At 48.2% G+C, this 21,788-nt stretch carries 20 protein-coding genes; 10 read left to right on the top strand and 10 right to left on the bottom strand.

Features of this window, described 5'->3' with window-relative positions:
- Positions 1-139: 139 nt before the first annotated feature.
- The 4 genes from rplT to thrS all read right to left on the bottom strand — a co-directional run bounded on the left by rplT (position 140) and on the right by thrS (position 3,637).
- Positions 140-484: a 50S ribosomal protein L20 gene (rplT, locus tag ACTTHR_RS05175; protein WP_004333375.1), complete on the bottom strand. Its 345-nt coding sequence runs from the start codon at positions 482-484 to the stop codon at positions 140-142.
- Positions 485-626: 142 nt separating this feature from the next.
- Positions 627-824 carry a 50S ribosomal protein L35 gene (gene rpmI, locus ACTTHR_RS05170; RefSeq protein ID WP_304285133.1) on the bottom strand — a complete coding sequence of 66 codons (198 nt, stop codon included), beginning with the start codon at positions 822-824 and terminating at the stop codon, positions 627-629.
- Positions 825-956: 132 nt separating this feature from the next.
- Positions 957-1,568, bottom strand: coding sequence for a translation initiation factor IF-3 (gene infC / locus ACTTHR_RS05165; RefSeq protein WP_315561118.1), 612 nt, complete (start codon positions 1,566-1,568; stop codon positions 957-959).
- Positions 1,569-1,684: 116 nt separating this feature from the next.
- Complete coding sequence (thrS, locus tag ACTTHR_RS05160; protein ID WP_442605429.1) at positions 1,685-3,637, bottom strand: threonine--tRNA ligase; 1,953 nt, start codon at positions 3,635-3,637, stop codon at positions 1,685-1,687.
- Positions 3,638-4,134: 497 nt separating this feature from the next.
- Here thrS and ACTTHR_RS05155 point away from each other — a divergent pair, with 497 nt between their 5' ends.
- From ACTTHR_RS05155 to hemH, 8 genes are all read left to right on the top strand, one after another.
- Positions 4,135-4,695 (top strand): nucleotide exchange factor GrpE, encoded by a 561-nt coding sequence (locus ACTTHR_RS05155; protein WP_314943101.1) that lies wholly within the window; start codon positions 4,135-4,137, stop codon positions 4,693-4,695.
- Between the two features lie 28 nt (positions 4,696-4,723).
- Positions 4,724-5,881: a molecular chaperone DnaJ gene (dnaJ, locus tag ACTTHR_RS05150; protein WP_442605428.1), complete on the top strand. Its 1,158-nt coding sequence runs from the start codon at positions 4,724-4,726 to the stop codon at positions 5,879-5,881.
- A gap of 26 nt (positions 5,882-5,907) precedes the next feature.
- Positions 5,908-7,203, top strand: a complete 1,296-nt coding sequence (locus ACTTHR_RS05145) for a lipoprotein N-acyltransferase Lnb domain-containing protein (RefSeq protein WP_442605427.1) — start codon at positions 5,908-5,910, stop codon at positions 7,201-7,203.
- Positions 7,196-8,773: an alkaline phosphatase family protein gene (locus tag ACTTHR_RS05140; RefSeq protein WP_442605426.1), complete on the top strand. Its 1,578-nt coding sequence runs from the start codon at positions 7,196-7,198 to the stop codon at positions 8,771-8,773. Before ACTTHR_RS05145 ends, ACTTHR_RS05140 begins: the two co-directional genes overlap by 8 nt.
- A gap of 65 nt (positions 8,774-8,838) precedes the next feature.
- Entirely contained in the window at positions 8,839-12,183 is a 3,345-nt protein-coding gene (gene secA, locus ACTTHR_RS05135) for a preprotein translocase subunit SecA (protein ID WP_442605425.1), read from the top strand.
- A gap of 183 nt (positions 12,184-12,366) precedes the next feature.
- Entirely contained in the window at positions 12,367-13,278 is a 912-nt protein-coding gene (locus tag ACTTHR_RS05130) for a YicC/YloC family endoribonuclease (protein ID WP_442605424.1), read from the top strand.
- Between the two features lie 7 nt (positions 13,279-13,285).
- On the top strand, positions 13,286-13,852 hold the full coding sequence (gmk, locus tag ACTTHR_RS05125; RefSeq protein WP_304285147.1) for a guanylate kinase: 567 nt from the start codon (positions 13,286-13,288) through the stop codon (positions 13,850-13,852).
- A 140-nt stretch (positions 13,853-13,992) separates the two neighbouring features.
- Positions 13,993-14,967 (top strand): ferrochelatase, encoded by a 975-nt coding sequence (hemH, locus tag ACTTHR_RS05120; RefSeq protein WP_442605423.1) that lies wholly within the window; start codon positions 13,993-13,995, stop codon positions 14,965-14,967.
- On the opposite strand, the gene cobC is transcribed toward hemH, so the two are convergent.
- Genes cobC through ACTTHR_RS05090 form a run of 6 tightly spaced genes read right to left on the bottom strand, consistent with a single transcriptional unit; the run spans position 14,956 to position 19,055 of the window.
- Positions 14,956-15,489, bottom strand: coding sequence for an alpha-ribazole phosphatase family protein (cobC, locus tag ACTTHR_RS05115; protein WP_442605422.1), 534 nt, complete (start codon positions 15,487-15,489; stop codon positions 14,956-14,958). The genes hemH and cobC overlap by 12 nt on opposite strands.
- A complete protein-coding gene (locus ACTTHR_RS05110) occupies positions 15,486-16,304 on the bottom strand; it encodes an adenosylcobinamide-GDP ribazoletransferase (protein WP_442605421.1) in 819 nt (272 codons plus the stop codon). Before ACTTHR_RS05110 ends, cobC begins: the two co-directional genes overlap by 4 nt.
- Positions 16,305-16,315: 11 nt before the next feature.
- Positions 16,316-17,356 carry a nicotinate-nucleotide--dimethylbenzimidazole phosphoribosyltransferase gene (gene cobT / locus ACTTHR_RS05105; RefSeq protein WP_442605420.1) on the bottom strand — a complete coding sequence of 347 codons (1,041 nt, stop codon included), beginning with the start codon at positions 17,354-17,356 and terminating at the stop codon, positions 16,316-16,318.
- A gap of 13 nt (positions 17,357-17,369) precedes the next feature.
- Positions 17,370-17,882, bottom strand: a complete 513-nt coding sequence (gene cobU, locus ACTTHR_RS05100) for a bifunctional adenosylcobinamide kinase/adenosylcobinamide-phosphate guanylyltransferase (RefSeq protein WP_004334910.1) — start codon at positions 17,880-17,882, stop codon at positions 17,370-17,372.
- 33 nt (positions 17,883-17,915) lie between these two features.
- Complete coding sequence (locus tag ACTTHR_RS05095; protein ID WP_442605419.1) at positions 17,916-18,566, bottom strand: O-methyltransferase; 651 nt, start codon at positions 18,564-18,566, stop codon at positions 17,916-17,918.
- Between the two features lie 18 nt (positions 18,567-18,584).
- Entirely contained in the window at positions 18,585-19,055 is a 471-nt protein-coding gene (locus ACTTHR_RS05090) for a type II 3-dehydroquinate dehydratase (protein WP_442605418.1), read from the bottom strand.
- Positions 19,056-19,105: 50 nt separating this feature from the next.
- Between ACTTHR_RS05090 and ACTTHR_RS05085 the strand changes: the two genes are divergently transcribed.
- Positions 19,106-20,011 carry a site-specific tyrosine recombinase gene (locus ACTTHR_RS05085; protein ID WP_442605417.1) on the top strand — a complete coding sequence of 302 codons (906 nt, stop codon included), beginning with the start codon at positions 19,106-19,108 and terminating at the stop codon, positions 20,009-20,011.
- A 366-nt stretch (positions 20,012-20,377) separates the two neighbouring features.
- The coding region (locus tag ACTTHR_RS05080; protein ID WP_442605416.1) for an SIR2 family protein at positions 20,378-21,788 on the top strand (1,411 nt) is incomplete at its 3' end.

Here is a 21,788-nt window from a genome sequence, read left to right as displayed (position 1 = left end):
GAGTGGTTGCCCTTCTTGCTAATGTAAATCCGAAAGATCCTCTCTTGTTATCTCTTTCCCCTCTATCTCGCCATTTCAAGAAGGCTACAAGAGTAGGGTACTATACGTACCGAGGGGAGAGAATCTCCGTTTATAGAGTTTATTTTACCTTCTCTACGATAGCTTTGAAAGCTGCAGGATTATTCATAGCGAGGTCAGCTAGAACCTTGCGATTAATTTCGATGCCCTTGCTGTGGAGTGCACCCATGAGACGAGAGTAAGACATCCCTTCCATGCGAGCTGCAGCATTGATACGCTGGATCCAAAGTGCGCGGAAGTTGCGCTTTTTGTTCTTACGATCGCGGTAAGCATAGGTAAGACCCTTTTCCCAGGTATTCTTGGCAACGGTCCAAACATTGCGGCGAGCACCATAGTAACCGCGAGTTAGTTTAAGTATTCTCTTGCGCTTTGCGCGAGATGCTACATGATTTACTGATCTTGGCATAATAATTCGTTTTTGATGGGCAGCGGCTCTCGGTAGTCAATGCTACCGGCGAACTCTTTGTCGGGCTTGCCCCTCGGTGAAACTTTGTTTTTGTGAAAAACTTCTGATCGGATGTGGTTAATTGATACAGGAGAAGTTGCTATTAACGCATAACGAGCATCTCTCTTACGCTGGCAACGTTGGCCTTTTCTACCAACCCAGTGTACGTAAGATTACGTTTACGCTTTTTGCTCTTCTTCGTGAGAATGTGGCTCTTAAAAGCATGTTTTCTCTTGATCTTCCCAGATCCGGTGATCGCGAAGCGTTTCTTTGCTCCCGATACAGTCTTTTGTTTAGGCATTTTCTTTTCTGATTTATTCGTGAAACTTATAGTACTACTTCCTGCAACCATGGGGCACGCCTATGCCCTTCTGTTTACAGCCTTCTCCCTCTCTTTTAAAAGGAGATCGAAGTGAAATAGCACTCTCTTTTGTTACTTGCTTTCTGAATCTGCTGCCTGGGTCTCCACTTGAGGCTTGGGCTGTTGTTTCTTTGGTGCTGTTCCTTTTTTGGGGGCGAGCATCATAAACATTCGTTTCCCTTCGAGCGAAGGCATGCTCTCCACTGTTGCTATATCTTCCAAATCGGTAGCAAAGCGAAGTAGGAGTACCTCCCCTTGGTCTTTGAAAAGGATAGAGCGACCTCGGAAGAATACATACGCCTTTACCTTAGAACCTTCCCCGATAAAGCTACGAGCATGTTTGAGCTTAAAGTTGTAGTCGTGATCATCTGTTTGGGGACCGAAGCGGATCTCCTTGATCACAACCTTCACAGAATTGCTCTTCTGCTCCTTGAGCTTTTTCTTCTTTTGATAGATAAACTTCTGGTAGTCAATCACCCGACAAACGGGAGGATTGGCCTCTGCAGCAATTTCTACGAGGTCGAGACCAGCACGATCTGCTATGCGTAGAGCCTCTTGTATGGGATAGATCCCTTGGTTCACATTATCCCCCGTGAGACGAACCTCACGCGCTGTAATGGCTTCGTTAATACGATGTTGATCTCTACTGTTGTGATTGCTACTATGCTTCTTGTTGTCGTTCACTATCCTTTTTCTTGAGGGGTTGAGGGTTCTAAATATTCTATCTCTTTTTCTTCTATTCTACAGAGATGATTCTGATGAGTTATACCACGCTCGAATCCTGTGTAAGGCTCTATTTATCAGCGATCTCGCTGCCAAGCATTCATTTCATCATCCACCTCTTGGCAGATTTTCTCCGCAAAGGTAGATAATTTTACGGAACCTTGGTCTCCTTCTCCCTGCTTTCTTACAGAAACCGTTTCGTTTTCGCTCTCTTGTGCACCCACGATTAGGAGGTAAGGGATGCGCTTGAGTTCGTTGTCTCGTATCTTTCTACCAATCTTTTCGTTACGGTCGTCCACCGTTGCGGTTATGTCGTGATCGGCCAAGAAGTCCCTTACTTTATAAGCGTATTCATTGAAGTTCTCTCCAATGGGTAGCACGACAACCTGATCCGGAGTTAACCAAAGGGGGAAGCGGCCTGCAGTGTGTTCGATAAGAACAGCAACGAAGCGCTCCATGGAGCCGAAAGGTGCTCTGTGAATCATCACGGGGCGATGCTTTTGATTGTCTTCGCCCGTGTATTCGAGGTCAAATCGCTCCGGCAAGTTGTAATCGACTTGGATTGTACCCAACTGCCAGCGACGGCCAATGGCATCTTTGACCATAAAGTCAAGTTTGGGTCCGTAGAAAGCGGCTTCTCCATACTCAACTACAGCGGGCAGTCCCTTCTCTTGGCATGCTTCTATAATAGCCTGTTCTGCACGATCCCAATTCTCATCGCTCCCGATATATTTCTCGCGATTATTTTTGTCGCGGAGTGATATTTGAGCTTCGAAGTTCTCAAATTTGAGTGCCTTGAATATGATGAATATAATATCCATCACCTTGAGGAACTCGTCTTTTACCTGCTCGGGCGTACAGAAGATGTGCGCATCGTCTTGGGTAAAGCCACGCACACGGGTTAGACCATGTAGCTCTCCACTCTGTTCATAACGATATACCGTTCCAAACTCCGCGAGACGTACGGGCAAATCGCGGTATGAGTGAGGTTTGATGCGGTAGATCTCGCAGTGGTGGGGGCAGTTCATGGGCTTGAGCATGAACTCTTCACCCTCCTGAGGGGTAGTGATGGGGCGGAATGAGTCTGCTCCATACTTAGCATAATGCCCGGAGGTCTTGTAGAGCTCAATGTTCCCGATATGGGGGGTCATTACCTGCTGGTAGCCAAAGTCTTTTTGGATTTTCTTGAGAAAATCTTCGAGACGGAGACGGAGGCGTGTACCGCGAGGGAGCCAAAGGGGAAGCCCTGCACCTACGGTTTGAGAGAAAGCGAATAGCTCCAGCTCCTTACCAATCTTACGGTGGTCACGCTTTTTGGCTTCTTCGAGTACGGCAAGGTACTCATCAAGCATCTTCTTTTTTGGGAAGGTGATACCATAAATACGCGTTAATTGCTTACGCTTCTCATCACCTCGCCAGTATGCCCCTGCTACACTGAGCAATTTTACGGCCTTGATATAGCCCGTATTGGGGAGGTGAGGCCCTCGGCACAAGTCGGTAAAGCTACCTTGAGAGTAGGTGGTAATGGTACCATCCTCTAGGTCATTGATTAGCTCTACTTTATAGGTTTGTCCCTCGTTTGCAAAGCGTTTGAGAGCCTCCTGCTTACTGATAGAGCAACGAGTCAAAGGCTGTTTCTCTTTGGCAAATTCGAGCATCTTCTCCTCGATTTTGGCCAAATCACTCTCTTTGAGTACGGTGTCGCCTGTGTCTATATCGTAGTAAAACCCATTCTCAATGGCGGGACCGATCCCAAACTGAGCGTGAGGGTATAAGGCTTGGATTGCCTCTGCCATAAGGTGAGCAGATGTGTGCCAATAGGCGTGCTTACCACCGTCGTCTTCCCATTTGAGGAGTTTTACGTTTGCATCCTGCATGAGGGGCGTGGATAGATCGACAATCTTTCCGTCCACCTCTGCTGCCAAAACATCTTGAGCGAGACGAGTACTGATCTCTTCTGCTATCTGATGCGGAGTTACACCCTCTTGGCATTCGCGTTGCGACCCATCGGGTAGCGTTATCTTTATCATAGTCTTTTCTTTTCGTCCTCTTTTGCTCTTGTACCTCTGCCACCGACCTTTAAGGGTAAGTGTCATATGGTCTTTTATAGAGCAATTCCGTGCAAAGTTACAACTTTATACCCAATCAGCTACTTTTTTAGGGTCGGTTGCTTCCTAGAATTTTCTAGGCCTATAGTTTTTCTTTTTCAGGCCTAAAACAAAATATTTCTAGGGTGAGATTTCGAGAGATATAGGCTGGTTTTTCGGAAAATCTTGGGCAGGAATTTTTCAAACTTCAGGGGAGTTTATTTTCGCTCCCTTTTGTGATTCGTTTCTCTCCTAGCCGGTCACGGATGAGGTGAATACGCTATCTTTGTACCCGAATTGTAGGACAAATGTACCTATATTAAGGCATTGGCCTAGTTTTTGTATCTCCACCTCGGGAGGATGTTGTACCGGTAGTTTTAGACTGGTGACTTGATTCCCCTCAGAGTGAGATAGATGCATTGCAATGGAAGAATGAAGATATGAAGCAAAAAAAAGATACAGAGAAAGAACTTAAGCAGAACGCTGCCAAGTCTCAGCATACAGAGGAAACAGCCCCCAAGAATGCACCCGAAGTGGAGCAAGAGACGCAAGACGAACTCTCTAAGACAAAGGAGGAGTTGGCTGCGGTCAACGATAAGTATCTGCGTTTGGTGGCCGAGTATGACAACTTTCGCAAGCGCACAATAAAAGAGAAGGCAGACTTGATACAGAATGGGGGAGAGCGTACTTTGCTAGATCTCTTGCCCGTTGTTGACGATATCGAATTGGCTCTCAAGAATATCCGAGAAGCTAGTGATGTGTCTGCTTTACGAGAGGGCGTAGAACTTATTTGCAGCAAATTTTCGGATTATCTTTCACGGCATGGAGTGGAGGAGATCAAGGCGATTGGGCAACCCTTTGATGATGAGAAGGAACAAGCTATCGCCATGGTGCCGGCTCCAAGTGAAGAGCAAAAAGGTATAGTGATTGATTGCACCAAAAAAGGATATACTCTCAATGGTAAGGTGCTTCGCTTTGCTGATGTGGTAGTAGGGGAGTAAGTAGTCTCTCGGAGCAATTATAGATAATATGGCAACAAAAAGAGATTATTACGAGGTACTTGGTGTTGACAAAAACGCCACAGCTGAAGAGCTCAAAAAGGCTTATCGCAAGATGGCCATCAAGTACCATCCTGATAAAAATCCTGGAGACAAGGAGGCTGAAGAGAAATTCAAAGAGGCAGCCGAAGCCTATGACGTACTTAGCGATGCCGATAAACGAGCACGCTACGATCGTTTTGGTCACGCAGGAGTGGATGGTGCCGCCGGTGCCGGAGGATTCTCTGGTGGCGGTATGTCTATGGAAGATATATTCAGCCACTTTGGAGATATATTTGGTGGTGGATTTGGTGGTTTCGGAGGCTTTGGTGGCTTCGGAAATGACGGGCCGGTAGCACCTCAGGGTACTGATATGAGGGTCAATATCCGCCTTACTTTACGTGATATAGCCAAGGGAGTAACCAAGAAGATCAAGGTAAAGAAAAAGGTGGTTTGTAGCTCTTGTCACGGAAACGGAACTACAGAGCCAGACGGGAAAAATACTTGCTCCGTATGTCACGGTACGGGTAGGGTCTCGCGCATTGTTCGTACTCCTTTTGGGCAAATGCAGTCGCAAACAACGTGTCAAAATTGCCAAGGAACAGGGGAAGTTATAACGAAACCTTGTGCTCATTGTCATGGTCAGGGCGTTGAGAATGGAGAAGAACTTGTGACCTTCGATGTGCCAGCCGGTGCCGGAGATGGAATGCAGATGACCCTACAAGGCAAGGGGAATGCAGCTCCTCATGGAGGGGTAAATGGGGACCTGATTGTGCTGTTCTCGGAGATTGAAGACCCCAATTTGATCCGTAATGGCAACGATCTTATATATAATCTCCTCATCCCCGTACATGTAGCTATACAGGGTGGAAAGGTTGAGGTGCCTACCATCGATGGAGTGGCACGAGTGAGTATAGAGCCGGGCACTCAGCCGGGTAAAATCCTCCGACTAAAGGATAAGGGGCTCCCCAGTGTACGGGGCTATGGCCATGGGGATTTGCTCATCAATGTGAATGTATTTATCCCAAAAACGTTGGGTAAAGAGGAGAGTGATTTGGTCGAAAAGATGGCGTCGAAGCCAAACTTTATGCCCACGCCAAAAGACAGAGAACTCATTGATAAGAAATATAGGGAGATGCTGGCTCGGTAATTCTCCCACCACATAGTTGTTTGCCTATGAAGCGACAGAATAAGAATATTTGGAGTTGTTGGCTATTCTGTAGTCTGCTGAGTGGGCTTTTATCCCTCTTGGCCGTTCATCCTCTGCTGGCGGAGCCTGTCTCGGAGGAATATACGGCAACTCCATTTCGTCTCTCGGTGGATAGTCTGCCCACTCCTACGGTGAGCTTGTTGATTGTCCCGCCAAGAGACGAAGCTATTTATACGATCTATGGTCATGCCGCCATCCGAGTACAAGGAGGGGTGGGGCTCGCTGATCGGGTGTACAACTACGGGGTTTTTGATTACGACGCTCCCAACTTTACAGCGAAGTTTATTGCAGGGCGTACCGATGATTACATGCTCGCCTCTCAATATACTGCGGACTATGTACAGAGCTATACAGAGCAGGGGTGCGAGGTGTATGAGCTAGTACTGAATCTAAGACCGGAGGAGGCACAAAATATAGAAATGCTTCTTATTGAGAATGCTCGTCCGGAGAATGCCAGGTATAGATACAATGTAGTCTACGACAATTGTGCCACGCGCCCTGTTGCCATCATAGAGAAAGCCATAAAGGGGCACTTGTTGTATCCCGAAGATCTCAAGGGCTCTCTCAAAGTTACTTGGCGCAACATGATAGATCATTGCAGTACTAAGTGGGCGTGGCTCAAACTGGGTACTGACCTGGCTTTGGGGATGCCTGCTGATGAAGAAGTAGAGGTGCGGGAACAAGTTTTTCTCCCTCTTTACTTGCTTGATATAATGCGCCACACTCGTATTGTAGATGAGTTTGGGAGGGAAAGAAAGCTGGTACTTTCAGAGTCTTCCTACGCACGTACGGCAGAGCCCTCTATGATTGCTCCTACGCCTTTCTATCTGCATCCGGGAGCTTTGGCGGCTCTTCTTGTAATAGGGATACTGATTATTTGTGCGATAGACCGTAAAGGAAGAAAAGGGTGGCGGATGCTCTATGCAGGGTATTTTGCTGTTTTAGGATTGGTGGGAGTAGTGCTATTTTTCCTTTCTTTCCTATCATTGCATCCCCTTACATGGCCTAACCTTAATCTCCTATCGTTGCATCCTCTACACCTTCTTATGGGTGCACCTCTTATTCTTTTTGCTCCCTACTCGCGTTGGAGCTACTGGTACCATCTTATCAATATAGGTCTGCAATTGCTTTATGTTCTACTGATTGTATTTGCAGGTTGGCAGACGCCCAATTTGGCTCCTGTCGCATGGGCTTTGGGTACTGCGGTGGTCTCTCTTCGTTTGATAGTTACAGCTAATCTAAAAAAGCTCGGCAATGAATAAAGGGGGAGGGTGGTCTCGGTTACTTACTTCGCTGGTTGTATTCTCTGCACTCAGCATTCGTCCTCTAGAGGCGCGTGATATTCCACGCCTCTTGTTGTGCATTCATCTAGAGGGTGCTGAGAGTAGTTTACTAGAGACTTATACCCCTCTATTGGGGCAAGATGGGCTAAAGCGGTTGCTTTCGGAGGGCGTTTTGTATGCCAATGCCGATTATGGATTCCCCCTAACTGAGCCGCAAAGTGCTCTTGCAACCCTCGTAAGCGGCTGCTACCCTCGTGAGCATAAATTGGGATGGGGTACTGACTATACAGAGCTCTTCCGCTCTTCTCAAAGAGGAATAAATACGTCAAGCCGTCTCTCTCCCGAGCGATTGTCCTATTGTACAGTAGGGGATGTCCTGAGAGACGTAACCCAGGGAAAGGCCTCTGTTTATGCTATAAGTGCTACTGCTCCCGAGGCTCTTACGTTGGCTGCAACGGGGGCTTCCGGAGCGTTTTGGCTTGATGAGACTAATGGAATGTGGGCCTCTTCGGCTTACTATCCGGCTCTCCCCAAATCTTTTACAGAAGTAAATAGAGCTTCTCAATCGCTTAGAAATACAATTGCAAAGCAGGTTTGGACTCCCCTGCGTCGGGTCTCTTCTCCTTTGCCCTCTGAGTATCTCCCCCAACGTACTGAGGGGAATTTTCGATATTCTTTTGCAGGTGCTCATGCTTATCGTGAGTATATCTCGTCACCCCTGGTTGGGGACGAAATTACTCGTTTTGCAACGGCGTTGCTCCAAGAGAGCGCTGTGGAAAAGGCTTCTGCACCCACCATCCTTAACATCACATACCCCCTAGCTCCCAAGCGAGCAGGTACTACGTACTCTCCATATAGTCCGGAAGCCCTTGATGCTTACCTCCGAGCCGATAAAGCTATCGGCTCTCTATTGCAGGTGGCAGAGAAGGCTTTTGGTGCAGAGCATTGCCTTTTTGTTGTGACCTCAGCACCTCGTGTTGCGGGAGCTGCTAAGGTAACGCCTCCTAGCAATTCGATTAAAAAGCCGCTCTACTCTCCGGCCAAAGCTACGGCTTTGATTAACCTCTACCTCTCGGCGCTCTATGGCAAAGAGAATTGGGTAGAGCGTGCAACGAGTGATGCCGTTTACCTCAATCGAACCCTTATAGAGCGCAAGGCTTTATCCCTCAGGGAGCTACAATTGCGCACTGCAGCCCTAATGCGAGAGATGGATGGCGTGGCAGATGCTTTTGCTGTGAGTGAGGTGTCCTCTGAAGATAACCTCTCCATGCGTATGTTGCGAGCTATCCCTCTGACCAGTCGGGCCGACGTATTAGTTCGTCTCGAAGCTACAACGTATGTTTCGGAGGGTAATGTTGAGCATCTTAGTACTCCCCCTACGGCTCTATCGCCCCTGCCCTGTTGGTTGATTATCGCAAGACCGGGAGGAAAAGGAGAGCGCGTTACACGACCCATTGAGATGGTGGCACTTGCCTCCACTCTGGCGTACATCCTACGAATAAGGCCTCCTACGGGGGCTCAAGGTGCCCCTCTCGAAGAGTGGCTTTGACCTAAAAGATTACCCCCTCTAAGAAGATAAAAAAGAAGATATAGACTATAATACAGATTGATCATATGGGATTCAATGATATACTATCGAAGCTATTCGGTAATAAATCTCAAAGAGACCTCCGTGAGGTACAACCTTATCTTACAAAAATCAAGGAGACCTATCCTAGCATTCAAGCTCTCAGTAACGATGAGCTTAGAGCCAGGAGTGAGAGCCTAAAGCAGAAGATACGTGAGTATACGGCTGCCGAGCGTGCCGAGATTGAGAAACTCAAATCCAATGTAGAAGAGTTGGATCTTGAGGCACGCGAAGAGGTCTGGAATAAGGTAGACAAGATAGAAAAAACAATCCTCGATAGGACAGAAGAGATCCTTGATGAGGCTCTGCCCGAGGCTTTTTCTATAGTTAAGGATACGGCTCGTCGATTCGCAGAAAATGCAGAGATCGTAGTTACAGCTACCGACCGAGATCGTGAGTTTGCCACCAAATTCGACTTCGTACGCATCGAAGACGACAAGGCGATTTATCAGAATCACTGGGTTGCCGGTGGTAATGATATGACCTGGGATATGGTGCACTACGATGTGCAGCTTATTGGTGGAGTGGTGCTCCACAAGGGGAAAATAGCGGAAATGGCAACCGGGGAAGGGAAGACGCTTGTAGCCACCTTGCCCGTATTCCTCAATGCCCTATCCGGCAATGGTGTGCATGTCGTTACGGTGAATGACTACCTTGCTAAGCGTGACTCGGAGTGGATGGGCCCCCTCTATATGTTCCACGGCATTACGGTGGATTGTATTGATAAACACATCCCCAACTCCAACGGCAGACGCGCAGCATACAATGCCGATATTACCTTTGGTACGAACAATGAGTTCGGCTTTGACTACTTGAGAGACAACATGGCTACGGCTCCTTCTGACCTTGTACAGAGGAAGCACAACTATGCTATTGTCGATGAGGTGGACTCTGTGCTTATTGACGATGCTCGTACACCTCTTATTATATCCGGCCCTACGCCTAAGGGCGAAGATCAGCTTTTCGAAGAGTTCCTCCCCAATGTAGAAAAAGTGGTAGAGGCTCAGCGTAAGCTCTGTAATCAGATTCTGCTAGAAGCAAAACAGAAGATTCACAGCGACGATAAGAAGGTGCAGGAGGAGGGAGCCTTGTTGCTCTTCCGAACATTCAAGGGGCTGCCTAAGTCCAAAGCTCTCATTAAGTTCCTTAGCGAACCCGGGGTAAAAGCTACCATGCTCAAGACAGAAGAGTTTTACATGCAAGACAATATGCGTCAAATGCATGTGGTGACCGACCCTCTCTATTTCGTTATTGACGAAAAGATGAATAGCATTGAGCTCACCGATTTGGGGATTGATTTGCTAACCTCGGGTACGGGAGACCCAACGTTCTTTGTGCTCCCCGACATTGCGGCAGAGCTTGCTCAACTCGATAATCTAGAGCTCTCTCCGGAAGATCGCACCGCTCGTAGGGATGCTATGATTACGAACTACTCCATCAAGAGTGAGCGAGTGCACACGGTGAACCAACTACTCAAGGCATACACTCTCTTTGAGAAAGACGACCAGTATGTGGTAATGGATAATAAGGTGATGATTGTAGATGAGCAGACGGGTCGTATCATGGACGGGCGTCGCTACTCAGATGGTCTCCACCAAGCTATCGAAGCCAAAGAGCGCGTGAAGGTGGAAGCTGCCACGCAAACATTTGCCACCATTACGTTGCAGAACTACTTCCGTATGTACCACAAGCTATCGGGGATGACCGGTACTGCCGAAACAGAAGCAGGAGAATTGTGGGACATCTACAAGTTGGATGTTGTGGTTATTCCTACGAATCGCCCTATCCTCCGCAAGGATATGAACGACCGTATCTACAAGACGGCTCGTGAGAAGTACAACGCTGTTATCGAAGAGATTGTAAGCCTCGTAGAGCAGGGAAGACCGGTGCTTGTGGGTACTACTTCTGTGGAGATTAGTGAATTGCTCAGCAGAATGCTCTCTTTGCGTAAGATCGAACACAACGTGCTCAACGCCAAATTGCACCAGCGTGAAGCCGACATTGTGGCACAGGCAGGGCGCAAAGGCACCGTTACCATTGCTACCAACATGGCAGGTCGTGGTACCGACATTAAGCTCACCCCCGAGGTGAAAGAGGCAGGTGGTTTGGCCATTATCGGTACGGAGCGTCATGAGTCTCGCCGTGTAGACCGTCAGTTACGAGGCCGTTCCGGTCGTCAAGGAGACCCCGGTAGCTCTGTTTTCTATATCTCTCTTGAGGACCATTTGATGCGTCTTTTTGCAAGCGATCGTATTGCTTCTTTGATGGATCGTATGGGGTTCAAAGAGGGCGAAGTACTCGAAAACAATATGCTTTCTAAGTCGGTAGAGAAGGCACAAAAGAAGGTCGAAGAAAATAACTTCGGGATTCGTAAGCGTCTTCTTGAGTACGACGACGTGATGAACTCTCAGCGTGAGGTGATCTATACTCGTCGCCGCCATGCTCTCATGGGAGAGCGTATTGGGATGGACGTCCTCAACATGCTCTACGATGTAACGGAGGGTATTGTGACAAGGTATAAGGATGGAGAAGATTACGAAGGCTTCGTTGCTGAGATGTTCTCTACGCTTGCCGTTGAGGTAGAGCTAACCGAAGAGCAATTCCGCAAAGAACGTGAGAATGAGCTTGTTGATGTTGTCTTTGACGAGGTATATAAGACCTTTAAGCGTCGCTGTGATACCATTGCTTCTGTTGCTTATCCCGTTATTCATCAAGTGCGAGAAGAGCATGGAACGCAATATGAGCGCATTGTAGTACCCATTACGGACGGGCGTCGTGTCTACAATATTGCCGTAAACTTGGAAGAAGCTGATGCCTCAGAAGGCAAGAGCATCGTAAAAGAACTCGAGAAGAGTATCTCGCTTTATACCTTGGATGAAGCTTGGAAAGAGCATTTGCGCGAGATGGACGAACTCCGAAACTCTGTGCAAAATGCAAGCTACGAAAACAAGGATCCTCTTCTCATCTACAAGCTAGAGAGCTACGAGCTATTTAAGACAATGATAGACTCGATGAACCGCAAAGCCTCTGCTATCCTGATGCGTGCGCACATACAAGTTGCACCTCCTCAGGAGGCCGAAGCTGCTGCAGCTCAAAAGGTAGAAGTGAAGCAAGCTGCTCCCGAGCGTCCTACAGATATGAGTCGCTATAAGACTAGAAAAGACGATATCGAAGAGCAACGCGAGGCACAACGTGCCGCTGCCGCAAGAGCCGGACAGGCTTCGCAACCGAAGGCTGAGCCGGTACGTGTCGAGCCGAAGATTGGGCGCAACGATCCTTGTCCTTGTGGTAGTGGTAAGAAGTTTAAGAACTGCCACGGACGTGATCTCTAATCCAAGTCGCTTGGAGTATCTTATTTTGGTATGAGGATATAAAAGTCAGATTTCGTACTGCGATAAGGGAGGATTGCCTCTCTATCGTAGTGCGAGATCTTTTTTGATTCTGGGATATTTGGATTAATACTTTACAGGGTATTATATTCTCTCTTATACATAGAAACAATAGAACTATAAGATATGATTCTATCAATGACAGGCTTCGGGAAAGCCGAAGGTTCCATAGCCGGAAATGCTATCTCTGTGAACATCCGCTCTCTAAATAATAAACAACTAGAGCTATCGTCTAGGATACCCAATTTATTTCGTGATGCAGAGCCTGAGATACGTAGTGCTATAGGTAAAAGAGTAGTACGTGGGAAGGTAGAACTTACGATCACGTTAACTCCGATTACTGACCCTAGCTCCGGAGAAGAGACTTCTGATAGTTCTTTCTTTGACAAGGAGAAAATTGCCCAATACTACCGAGAGCTAACGCAGATTTCCTCGCAATACAACATCCCTCTGCCACAAGATTTGCTGACTCGTATCCTATCTCTCCCGGGGGTGGTGGCTACTACTACCGCAGAAGTGGCTACAAAGGCTTCCGCTCAAGAGCAGGCAGAGCTATTAGCTCTCATAGAGGAGGCTCTTCTTGGCTTCGAAGCTTTTCGCAAACAAGAGGGAGAGATGCTTGAGCGTGTGTTTGAGGAGAAAATTGCCAATATCGGAGCATTGCTAGAGGAAGTGGCCCCCTACGAGGCACAACGTATTGAGGATATTCGTGCTCGTTTTACGGAAGAGCTTGCCAAACTAGAGGGGATCACTATTGACAACGGCCGCTTTGAGCAGGAGATGATCTACTACATAGAAAAGCTTGATGTACACGAAGAGAAAGAGAGACTTGCCAACCATCTGAAGTACTTTATGGAGACCATGAAGGAGGCTTCTGCGCAAGGGGTAGGTAAGAAGCTCGCCTTTATTGCTCAAGAGATAGGTAGAGAGATCAACACCTTAGGGTCGAAGAGCAACCAAGCCGCTATGCAGCAGATTGTAGTGCGGATGAAGGATGAACTAGAGCAAATCAAGGAACAAGTACTGAACGCGTTGTAATACTATTATGTCTCGCATCGTTATACTATCAGCCCCCTCCGGTACGGGCAAAAGCTCTGTAATAGGTCGTATTATAGAGGATCCTAACCTCAAACTTACTTTTTCTATCTCTGCCACCAATCGTTCTCCTCGTGGAGAAGAAAAGGATGGAGTGGAGTACTATTTCCTCTCCGACCAACAATTCCAAGACTACATAGAGCAAGGGCGGTTCATTGAGTACGTCGAGGTGTATCCCGGGCGTTACTATGGTACGCTCAAAAGCGAACTAGAGCGCATCGGTGGGCTTGGGCGCAATCTGATTTTAGACATAGATGTAGAGGGCGCGCTGGAGGTGAAGAAGAAGTATGGACAAGATGTGCTCGCCATCTTTTTGTTGCCACCTTCTATAGACGAGTTGCGCCGCCGACTCGAAGGGCGAGGTACAGATACGCCCGAAGTAATTGCCGATAGACTTGCGCGAGCTGAGTACGAAATAAGTTTGGCGGAGCAGTTTGATACCCAATTGGTCAATGATGATCTCACACGTTGCTCCGAAGCTGTGCGGGAGGCTATTACCCAATTTTTGAGTCGCTAAACCCTATTTATCCATTTGTTATAAAAGAGAGGTGTCGAAGGCAATTTCAGCACCTCTCTTTTTATGTCTAGACAAAAATCAATTCGTTTTATCCTGTATTGCCACTGTAAATAGCCTAAAAAGAGTATCTTTGCCGAGTAATGAAGGCGATCGTTTTGTGTAATATTGCTACTCCTAAATCCTCTGCCTCGGAGGATGTGCGCGAGTACCTTTCTAAGTTCCTCGGCGATAGGTATGTTATCTCCCTTCCCCAGCCATTTCGTTCTCTTCTTGTTAATGGCATTATAATACCACGCAGGCTCCGCCATTCGGCGGCTCGCTATCGGGTGTTGGAGTCGCTCTACGAGGGAGAAATGCCACTCCGTAAATATATGAATGCCTTGGTTGAGACAATGCAAGGGCTTACCCAGGATTGGGATGTCTTTGGGTATTTGCAGCATGGAGAGGAGTGCCCCGAGGACTTGGCGGCTCGCCTTAGAGCTAGAGGGGATTACTCCGAGGTCGTACTGCTTCCCCTCTTCCCTCACAAGACCTTTAGCACCTATTTATCGGCATCTCGCCAGCTGTTTCGCCATCTACATCGTCTCTTGGGTGAGAGGGTAATACTGCGCGTCACGCCTCCCTATTTTCGCTATCCCCACTATATTCAACTCATTCAGAAGCGACTGGCCGATACGTTGGATACGCCCAGTGATCTCTACGTTGCTAGTTTTCATAGTATTCCCATAAAACATCAGCGTATGGGGCGGAGGCGAGGGTTTAACTATCGCGAGCAATGCTTGGAGACTGCTACCCAAATGTTTTCGTGTCTCCCTCATACGGCTGAGCGCAGAGTCTACTTTCAGTCCGCACTAGACAAGGTGCACTGGATAGGTCCCTTTTTAGAAGAGGATATGAAGGAGTGGGTCGAAAAAGGCTTCGAACGAGTTACCATTGCCTGCCCCGGCTTTGCCATAGATTGCCTTGAGACAGTACTTGATATTGGGGTGGTGCTGCGAGAGGAGTTCCTAAGCCTAGGGGGAAAGGAACTTCGCCTTGTTCCGGCACTTAATGGCGACAAGGAGGTGGCAGAGTTCCTCCTATCTCTTGCAGAAGAGAAGTCGTTAGAGCTCTAGAGGGTACACCGTCCCGTAGGGCATTTGTAGGTCAAGCAGATGCTCTAGCGAGCAATGCTCAACTAGAAATCGCAGTGCCGTTATTACGCCTCCATGGGTGAATAAAGCTAAGGTGTGAAGCGGAGGCGTAGTCTCTTTTAGTTCGTCTAGGAATGCCTTTGCACGGCCGACTACATCCATAAAGCTCTCGCCCTCTGTTGCCCTTGTGTGCACAAAGTCGGCATACCAAAGCTGTAATTGGGGATCGTCGATGCGTGCATATTCCAGCCCCTCCCAAGCCCCGAAGTTCCGCTCAATGAGCCGACTATCCGCTATCGCATGGGGGAATCCGCAATACTCAGCCAGTCGTTTACAGCGGCTGAGCGGACTTGTAAAAGCCTGATCTATCTTGTATTCCGAAAGCCTCGTTTTCACCAGAGCTGCCTCTTTGCAGAAACTATCTCGTAGGGGCACATCACTTGCTCCGTAACAAACCCCGGGTTTTACATCTACCGAGGTATGGCGAATCAAAACTAGCTTCATAGGGTGTGGGAGAGTAAGGCGATGAGGGAGAGTAAGGCGATGAGGGAGAGATAGGAAACAAGCTCTACCAAAAGAAAAAGTCCACCATAGCAATCGCCCGTATATCCTCCAATCCGATGCTTTAGATAACGTAGGGCTGCAAAAAAGGTAATCCCTCCTATCCCCAAGGCTCCTAGTAGTGCCCACCAGAGAGAAGGCCTTAGGAGCAGTAATCCTATGAACAGCAAAAGCGCAGGAGTAAACTCGTAGCAAATACCTCGGATAGAGAGGGATTTAAAAGAAAATCCCACCTTGGCTTCTTGTTCTTCTCGGGCGTAAGGGAGGAAGTTGTGTAGTAGGGAAACAAGGGCTTTGCTGCTTACGTCTAGCCAAACAATGAGCAGGCATAACGCCCATCCTGAGGCGTAGTTTTGCAGCAAAACCAGTATGAGACATAGGAGCGAGAAGTGAACGATTAGCCCCAATACTCCGTAGGTGCCGATGTGGGAGTCTTTCATGATGGCAAGAGCCTTCTCCCGAGAGCAACTGCCTCCGAAAGCATCGCAGCAATCTGCCCATCCGTCTTCGTGTAGTGCCCCTGTGAGTAGAAGACGAAACAATACAGCCATGAGAGCACCCCCAACAGCCCCCCAAAGAATCCCTCCTAAGTACATGCCTAGAGCCATACTTCCCCCTGTTAGAATACCCACTATAGACCAGTAGGCTACTACATTGCGGTAGCTATCGGGGTGGATATTGGGGATGAACTTGTAGAGCGGTATGCGTGTGAAAAAACATACGGCAGCAAATAGTTCGTCAAGGGCTTTAGGGCGCATGGTGTAGTCTCTTACTTGAAGTATTTGATAATGCCGTCTGAGCTAAAGGTACCCATTTGGGTAAGCATGGCTACGGCTCCCTGTACAATGGGGTAAGCCATCATGGCTCCCACTCCCTCTCCTAGGTGCATACCGAGGTCGAGTAGGGGCGTTGCACCCATTGCGGCAAGCATCCGAGCGTGTCCGCTCTCTTTGCTCTTATGCCCAAAGACGGCATAGTCTAGGAAGTTGGGGTTGATGTGCGACGCCATAAGGGCTACAGCGCTCATTACAAAACCATCTATGAGTACCACCATCCGCTGCTCTGCTGCAGCAAGCATGGCACCTACAGCCATTACGAGCTCAAACCCACCGAATTCTTGCATGAGATGCTCAGGGGTTGGGGTGCCTGTAAATCGGCGAATGGCAGCCGATAGTACCTCAAGTTTGTGTTCTACCCCCTTGCGAGATAATCCGGAGCCTACACCTACGCACTCTTCGAGAGGAAGCCCTGTAAGGTAATGCATCCATAGGGACGAGGTGGAGGTATTGCCAATCCCCATTTCCCCTACACTTAGCACATTACACCCTTGGCTTGCAAACGAAGCCACAAACTCCTCCCCAACGGATAGACAACGCTCCATTTGCTCGGGAGTCATAGCCGGCTCTAGGCGATAGTTGCGAGTGCCTTCGGCTATTTTGCGGTTTATGATGGAGGGCTCTATGGAGAGATCTCCTATTACACCGGCATCTACAATGGTGAGGTCGAAGCCGTATAGCCGAGCATAAACAGAGGCACAAGCACCCCCCCGGGCGAAGTTTAGCGTCTGTTGGTAGGTGATGATTTGAGGCGCTAAACTAACTCCGTCTGCTACCACTCCATGATCTGCCGAAAAGAGAATATGGCAGGGATGCGCTAGGTGGGGCGAGAGGGTGCCCTGCATTAGTGCAATGCGTTCTGCCAGGGTCTCTACATAGCCTAGCGATTCTTTACTCTTGGATAGGTGGTCTATCTTTTCGCGAATAGGGATAATCAGTTCACGGTTAATAGGGGGGATATTGTATTGTCTCATTCTCTAGAGTGGATTATTTAATGCGTACGGGTATGCCGGATACCATCAGGGTGACTTCGTCGGCTCGTTGCGCAACGATTTGATTGAGGCTCCCTTGTAGGTCTGTAAATCTGCGCTGCGTGGCATTGGGAGAGACACCGCCCAGCCCGAGTTCGTTGGTGACAAAGATGTAGGTAACCTCCTTTTGGGCAAATAGAGCCTCCAACTGCTCGCGTAGGGCAAGAAGGGCTTGCTCGGTAGACTCGTTGAGGTCGAAGAAAAAGTTGGTGGCCCACAATGTAAGGCAGTCTATCAATACAACACGTTGAGAGAAGTCGTGGCGGGCTAGCTCTTTCTCCTCCTCTATGTTGGTCCACTGGGAGCCTCTACGAGCTTGGTGCAGGGCTACACGCTGGCGAAACTCCTCGTCGAAGACTCGAGCCGTGGCTACATAGATAGGATTGGGAGCGAGAGACAGTGCCAATTGCTCGGCATATTGGCTTTTGCCGGATCGCTGTCCGCCGGTTATTAGCAGTACGCGTGTCATCTTGAGATTCTTCGAGAGGGTTAGGGAGTCTTTTTATCGCTTGCGGATGAGTGTGAGCCCATCACGGAGAGGGAGCATGACCACCTCTACACGAGGGTCGCCGGCCACGAGGTCGTTGAAACTGAGTATCCCTTGTGTCTGAGCATCCCCAGGGGGAGGAGATTGGAGTACCTTTCCGTCCCATAGCGTATTGTCTGCCAGGATGAGGGCTTGAGAGGGGAGAGCCGGGATGAGTAGCTGGTAGTAGCTCGAGTAGTCTCGCTTGTTGGCATCAATGTACACCAAGTCAAAAGGGTGCTGAGAGAGTAGCTCTTGCATTACCTCCAGAGCATCCCCAATATGGACCACCACTCGATCGCCAAAGGGGGAGAGAGCCAGCGAGTGATGGATAAAGTCTTCCATTTCGTCGTTGTGCTCAATGGTGTGTACCCGAGCTGAGGGGTTTTGTAGCCCTTCGGCCAAGCATAGGGAGGCGTAGGCGGTGTAGGTACCCAGCTCCAGCACATTACGGGGATTGACCAACTGAACCAGCATCTTGAGCAATCTCCCCTGCAGGTGCCCCGAGAGCATCCTAGGTTGCAAAAGGTGAACGTGCGCCTCGCGACGCAACCGGCGTAGCTCGGTGGGTTCTTGGGAGGAGTGTTGCTCTAGATATTCCTCTAGTAGGTCTGTTTGTAGTGACATAGTGGGGTTGCTTCTCCCTTATCCCTCAAGGAAAGCGAGTAGAGCTAAGCGATAACTATGAATCCCAAAGCCGGTAATGGTGCCACGTACTACGGGCGCGATGTAGGAAGTGTGTCGGTACTCTTCTCTCGCTGCGGTATTGCTCAGGTGCACCTCTATTACGGGTGTGGATAGACTACGTATGGCATCCGCAAGGGATAGGGAGGTGTGGGTATAGGCTCCGGCGTTGAAGATAATGCCCGATACCTTCTCGTCGTCGAACTGTTGGAGCAGGTCAATCAGCACTCCTTCGTGGTTGCTTTGGTGGTACTCTATGGTAACGTTGGGGAAATCCCGTTGCAGTCTCTCCATCATTTCTTGGCTCGATACTACTCCATAGATAGAGGGTTCTCGCCGTCCTAGGCGATTGAGGTTGGGGCCGTCTAGTATAATGTAACGTTGCTGCATAGGTATAGTAGTCTTATCTTTGTAGCTACAAAGGTAGTGCATTAGCTCTATAGGTGGTTACCCCCCTTGGGGCACCGGAACTCGCAAACGGGATGAATACGGAGAATCAAAGGCTTGCCGAAGCTTTTAAGCGACACTTGCAACTGGAGCAGGCATTAAGCCCCAATAGCATCAGTGCCTATCTGATGGATTTGGGCAAGCTTATTGCCTATGCCGAGGATTGCGCTCTACCCCTAGACCAGGTAGAGTATGAGCACCTCGAGACCTTTGTTGCCTCGCTCTACGATTGTGGCATAGCGGCTCGCTCTATTGCGCGCATTATTGCCGGCGTAAAGAGCTTCTACCGCTTTCTCTATGTTGATCAGTACATCCAAAAAGATCCGACAGAGCTACTCGAGTCTCCCAAGTTGGAGCTCCATTTACCTACCGTGCTCTCCGTTGAGGAGATCGACCGCATCCTAGAGGCGATAGACTATAGCAAAAACGACGCTCTCCGCAATAGAGCCATCATAGAGGTGCTCTATAGTTGTGGCTTGCGTGTGAGTGAGCTGTGCCATCTCAAGTTGGGCGATGTGCATCCGGAGGAGGCTTTCGTTCATGTCTATGGCAAGGGGCGCAAAGAGCGTCTTGTACCCATTAGTCCGGTGGCTCTCGATGCTCTTGCTCAATACCTCGCCTCGCCCCATAGACCTATACCCAAGCCGGGGCAGGAGGATTATATATTTCTCTCTCGCTTGGGTAAGGCCATTGCACGCAATAGCGTCTTCGATCTTATCAAGGCCCTGTCTGAGGCGGCAGGGATCACTAAGACGGTGAGCCCGCACACTTTTCGCCATAGCTTTGCCACGCATCTACTCGATGGAGGGGCTAATCTGCAAGCCATCCGCCTAATGCTGGGGCATGAGGATATAAGCACCACCGAGATTTACACGCACATCGATAGCCAAACCCTGCGAGAGGAGATCCTCCGGCACCATCCGCGCAACAAGGAGGGCTAAGCCCCATACTCGGGTGCGGAGTAGAAAGCGCACCCATACAGAGCCTCCTCTAGGGGGCAAATAGCCTTTTTAGTCTAAGAAGAAAAGCGAGGGAATCGCTGCTTAATTTTCCATTCCTTTTCAGCCAGAAACCTCAGCCCATTCTGCCTGAGATTTTTTCTTTTTTCGCCCGAAAGTGGAGGGGAAAATTAGCCGGAATCCCAACAAATCCCACCCACGAAAAAACACTTTTCCGAGCCCTAATATTTTTATACCTTTACATATCCGAAAATCTCTTGGTTTTAATCCCGATCGGTTGTTGGGAGTTTATACTATGTGATTTTCCTCTACTTATGATAGCAGTTGAGCAACGTGTTTGATAAAACTATGATAGAAATACCTCCAGGCCTAAGGGAGGCCATCAAAGTAGATGAGTTGGTACTTTTCGTGGGTGCCGGCCTATCTTGGAACTTTAAGAACAAGAAAAATGAGACGCTGGAAGGATGGACAAAAATGGCCTCGTCTATTACTTCTTATCTATGTGATAACGGCCATATCCTAGAGAACTTAAAGCAAGCTTGTGATACATTAGGGGAGATAAAAACTCTTGAAATATTGGAGGAAAGGGAAATCGGTATAGGAGAAGTAGGACCATTTATCAGAGAGTATTTCACTTTGGGAGATGGGAATGATTTTTCCCTTCAGAAGAAGCTATTTGAATTATCCACAAAGATCATTACCACCAACTACGACAGAGCCTTTGAGATGGCAGTTCCTCAACTCCAAAGCCAAAAAGCATATAAGGGTAAAGATTACGAACTGAATGGGCTCAAAAAAGATCCTGTCTTTTTATTCAAATTGCATGGTTGTATAGAGCATCTAGACTCGATGGTCTTATTCCCATCCGACTATGGGAAGCTTTATAATAGCAACCGGCGAGAGGCGGAGCATACCTTATCTGCTTTGAGAAATCTCATCTTCAACAAAACTTTTCTCTTTATTGGGACGGGTTTGGGCGACCCTCAAATCAATAGTTTTTTTGAGGAAATCAAAATAATTCAAGGGCCTTACAATCAAAAGCACTACATCATTACTCCTGATCCATTAGAGAAGTCTCTTGATTTCCTGACTCGCATCCCAATAACTTCTTATGAAGAAATTCCAGGGGTTATAGATCAGCTTTTAGAAATTAAACGAGCTGAAGACGAAAAGAATACTCCTCTTAAGGAGCAACTTAAGGAGACTGAAAAGAGAAATGAAGTACTTGCAAAAGAGCTTGAGGAAGTAAAGGATGAACATAAGAAAAACTTACTCCTATTAGAGTGGGAGTCCAATAATCGTTTTAATAAGGGAGTAAGGCATCATCTGGCAGGGGAATACCCAGAAGCCTCAGAAGAGTATGGGGTCGCGACTGTATTAAATCCCAGAAATTCTGAAGCATTCTGTAATTGGGGAGCTACTTTAAGTGATCTAGCAGAGACAAAATCCGGAATCGAGGCTGAAAAGCTGTACGATGAAGCCATTGAAAAATATCAGAAAGCCATAGAGTATAAGCAGGACTATTATGAGGCCTATTACAATTGGGGAGCTACCTTAAGTGATCTAGCAGAGACAAAATCCGGAATCGAGGCTGAAAAGCTGTACGATGAAGCCATTGAAAAATATCAGAAAGCCATAGAGTATAAGCTGGACTATTATGAGGCCTATAACAATTGGGGAGCTACTTTAAGTGACTTGGCCAAGACAAAATCCGGAATCGAGGCTGAAAAGCTGTACGATGAAGCCATTGAAAAATATC

Origin of the sequence: Porphyromonas endodontalis, from assembly GCF_052173515.1 — a bacterium.
GTDB lineage: Bacteria > Bacteroidota > Bacteroidia > Bacteroidales > Porphyromonadaceae > Porphyromonas > Porphyromonas endodontalis_A.
Note: the sequence above shows the minus strand (reverse complement) of the source record. Positions and strands in the feature narration are given on the sequence as shown.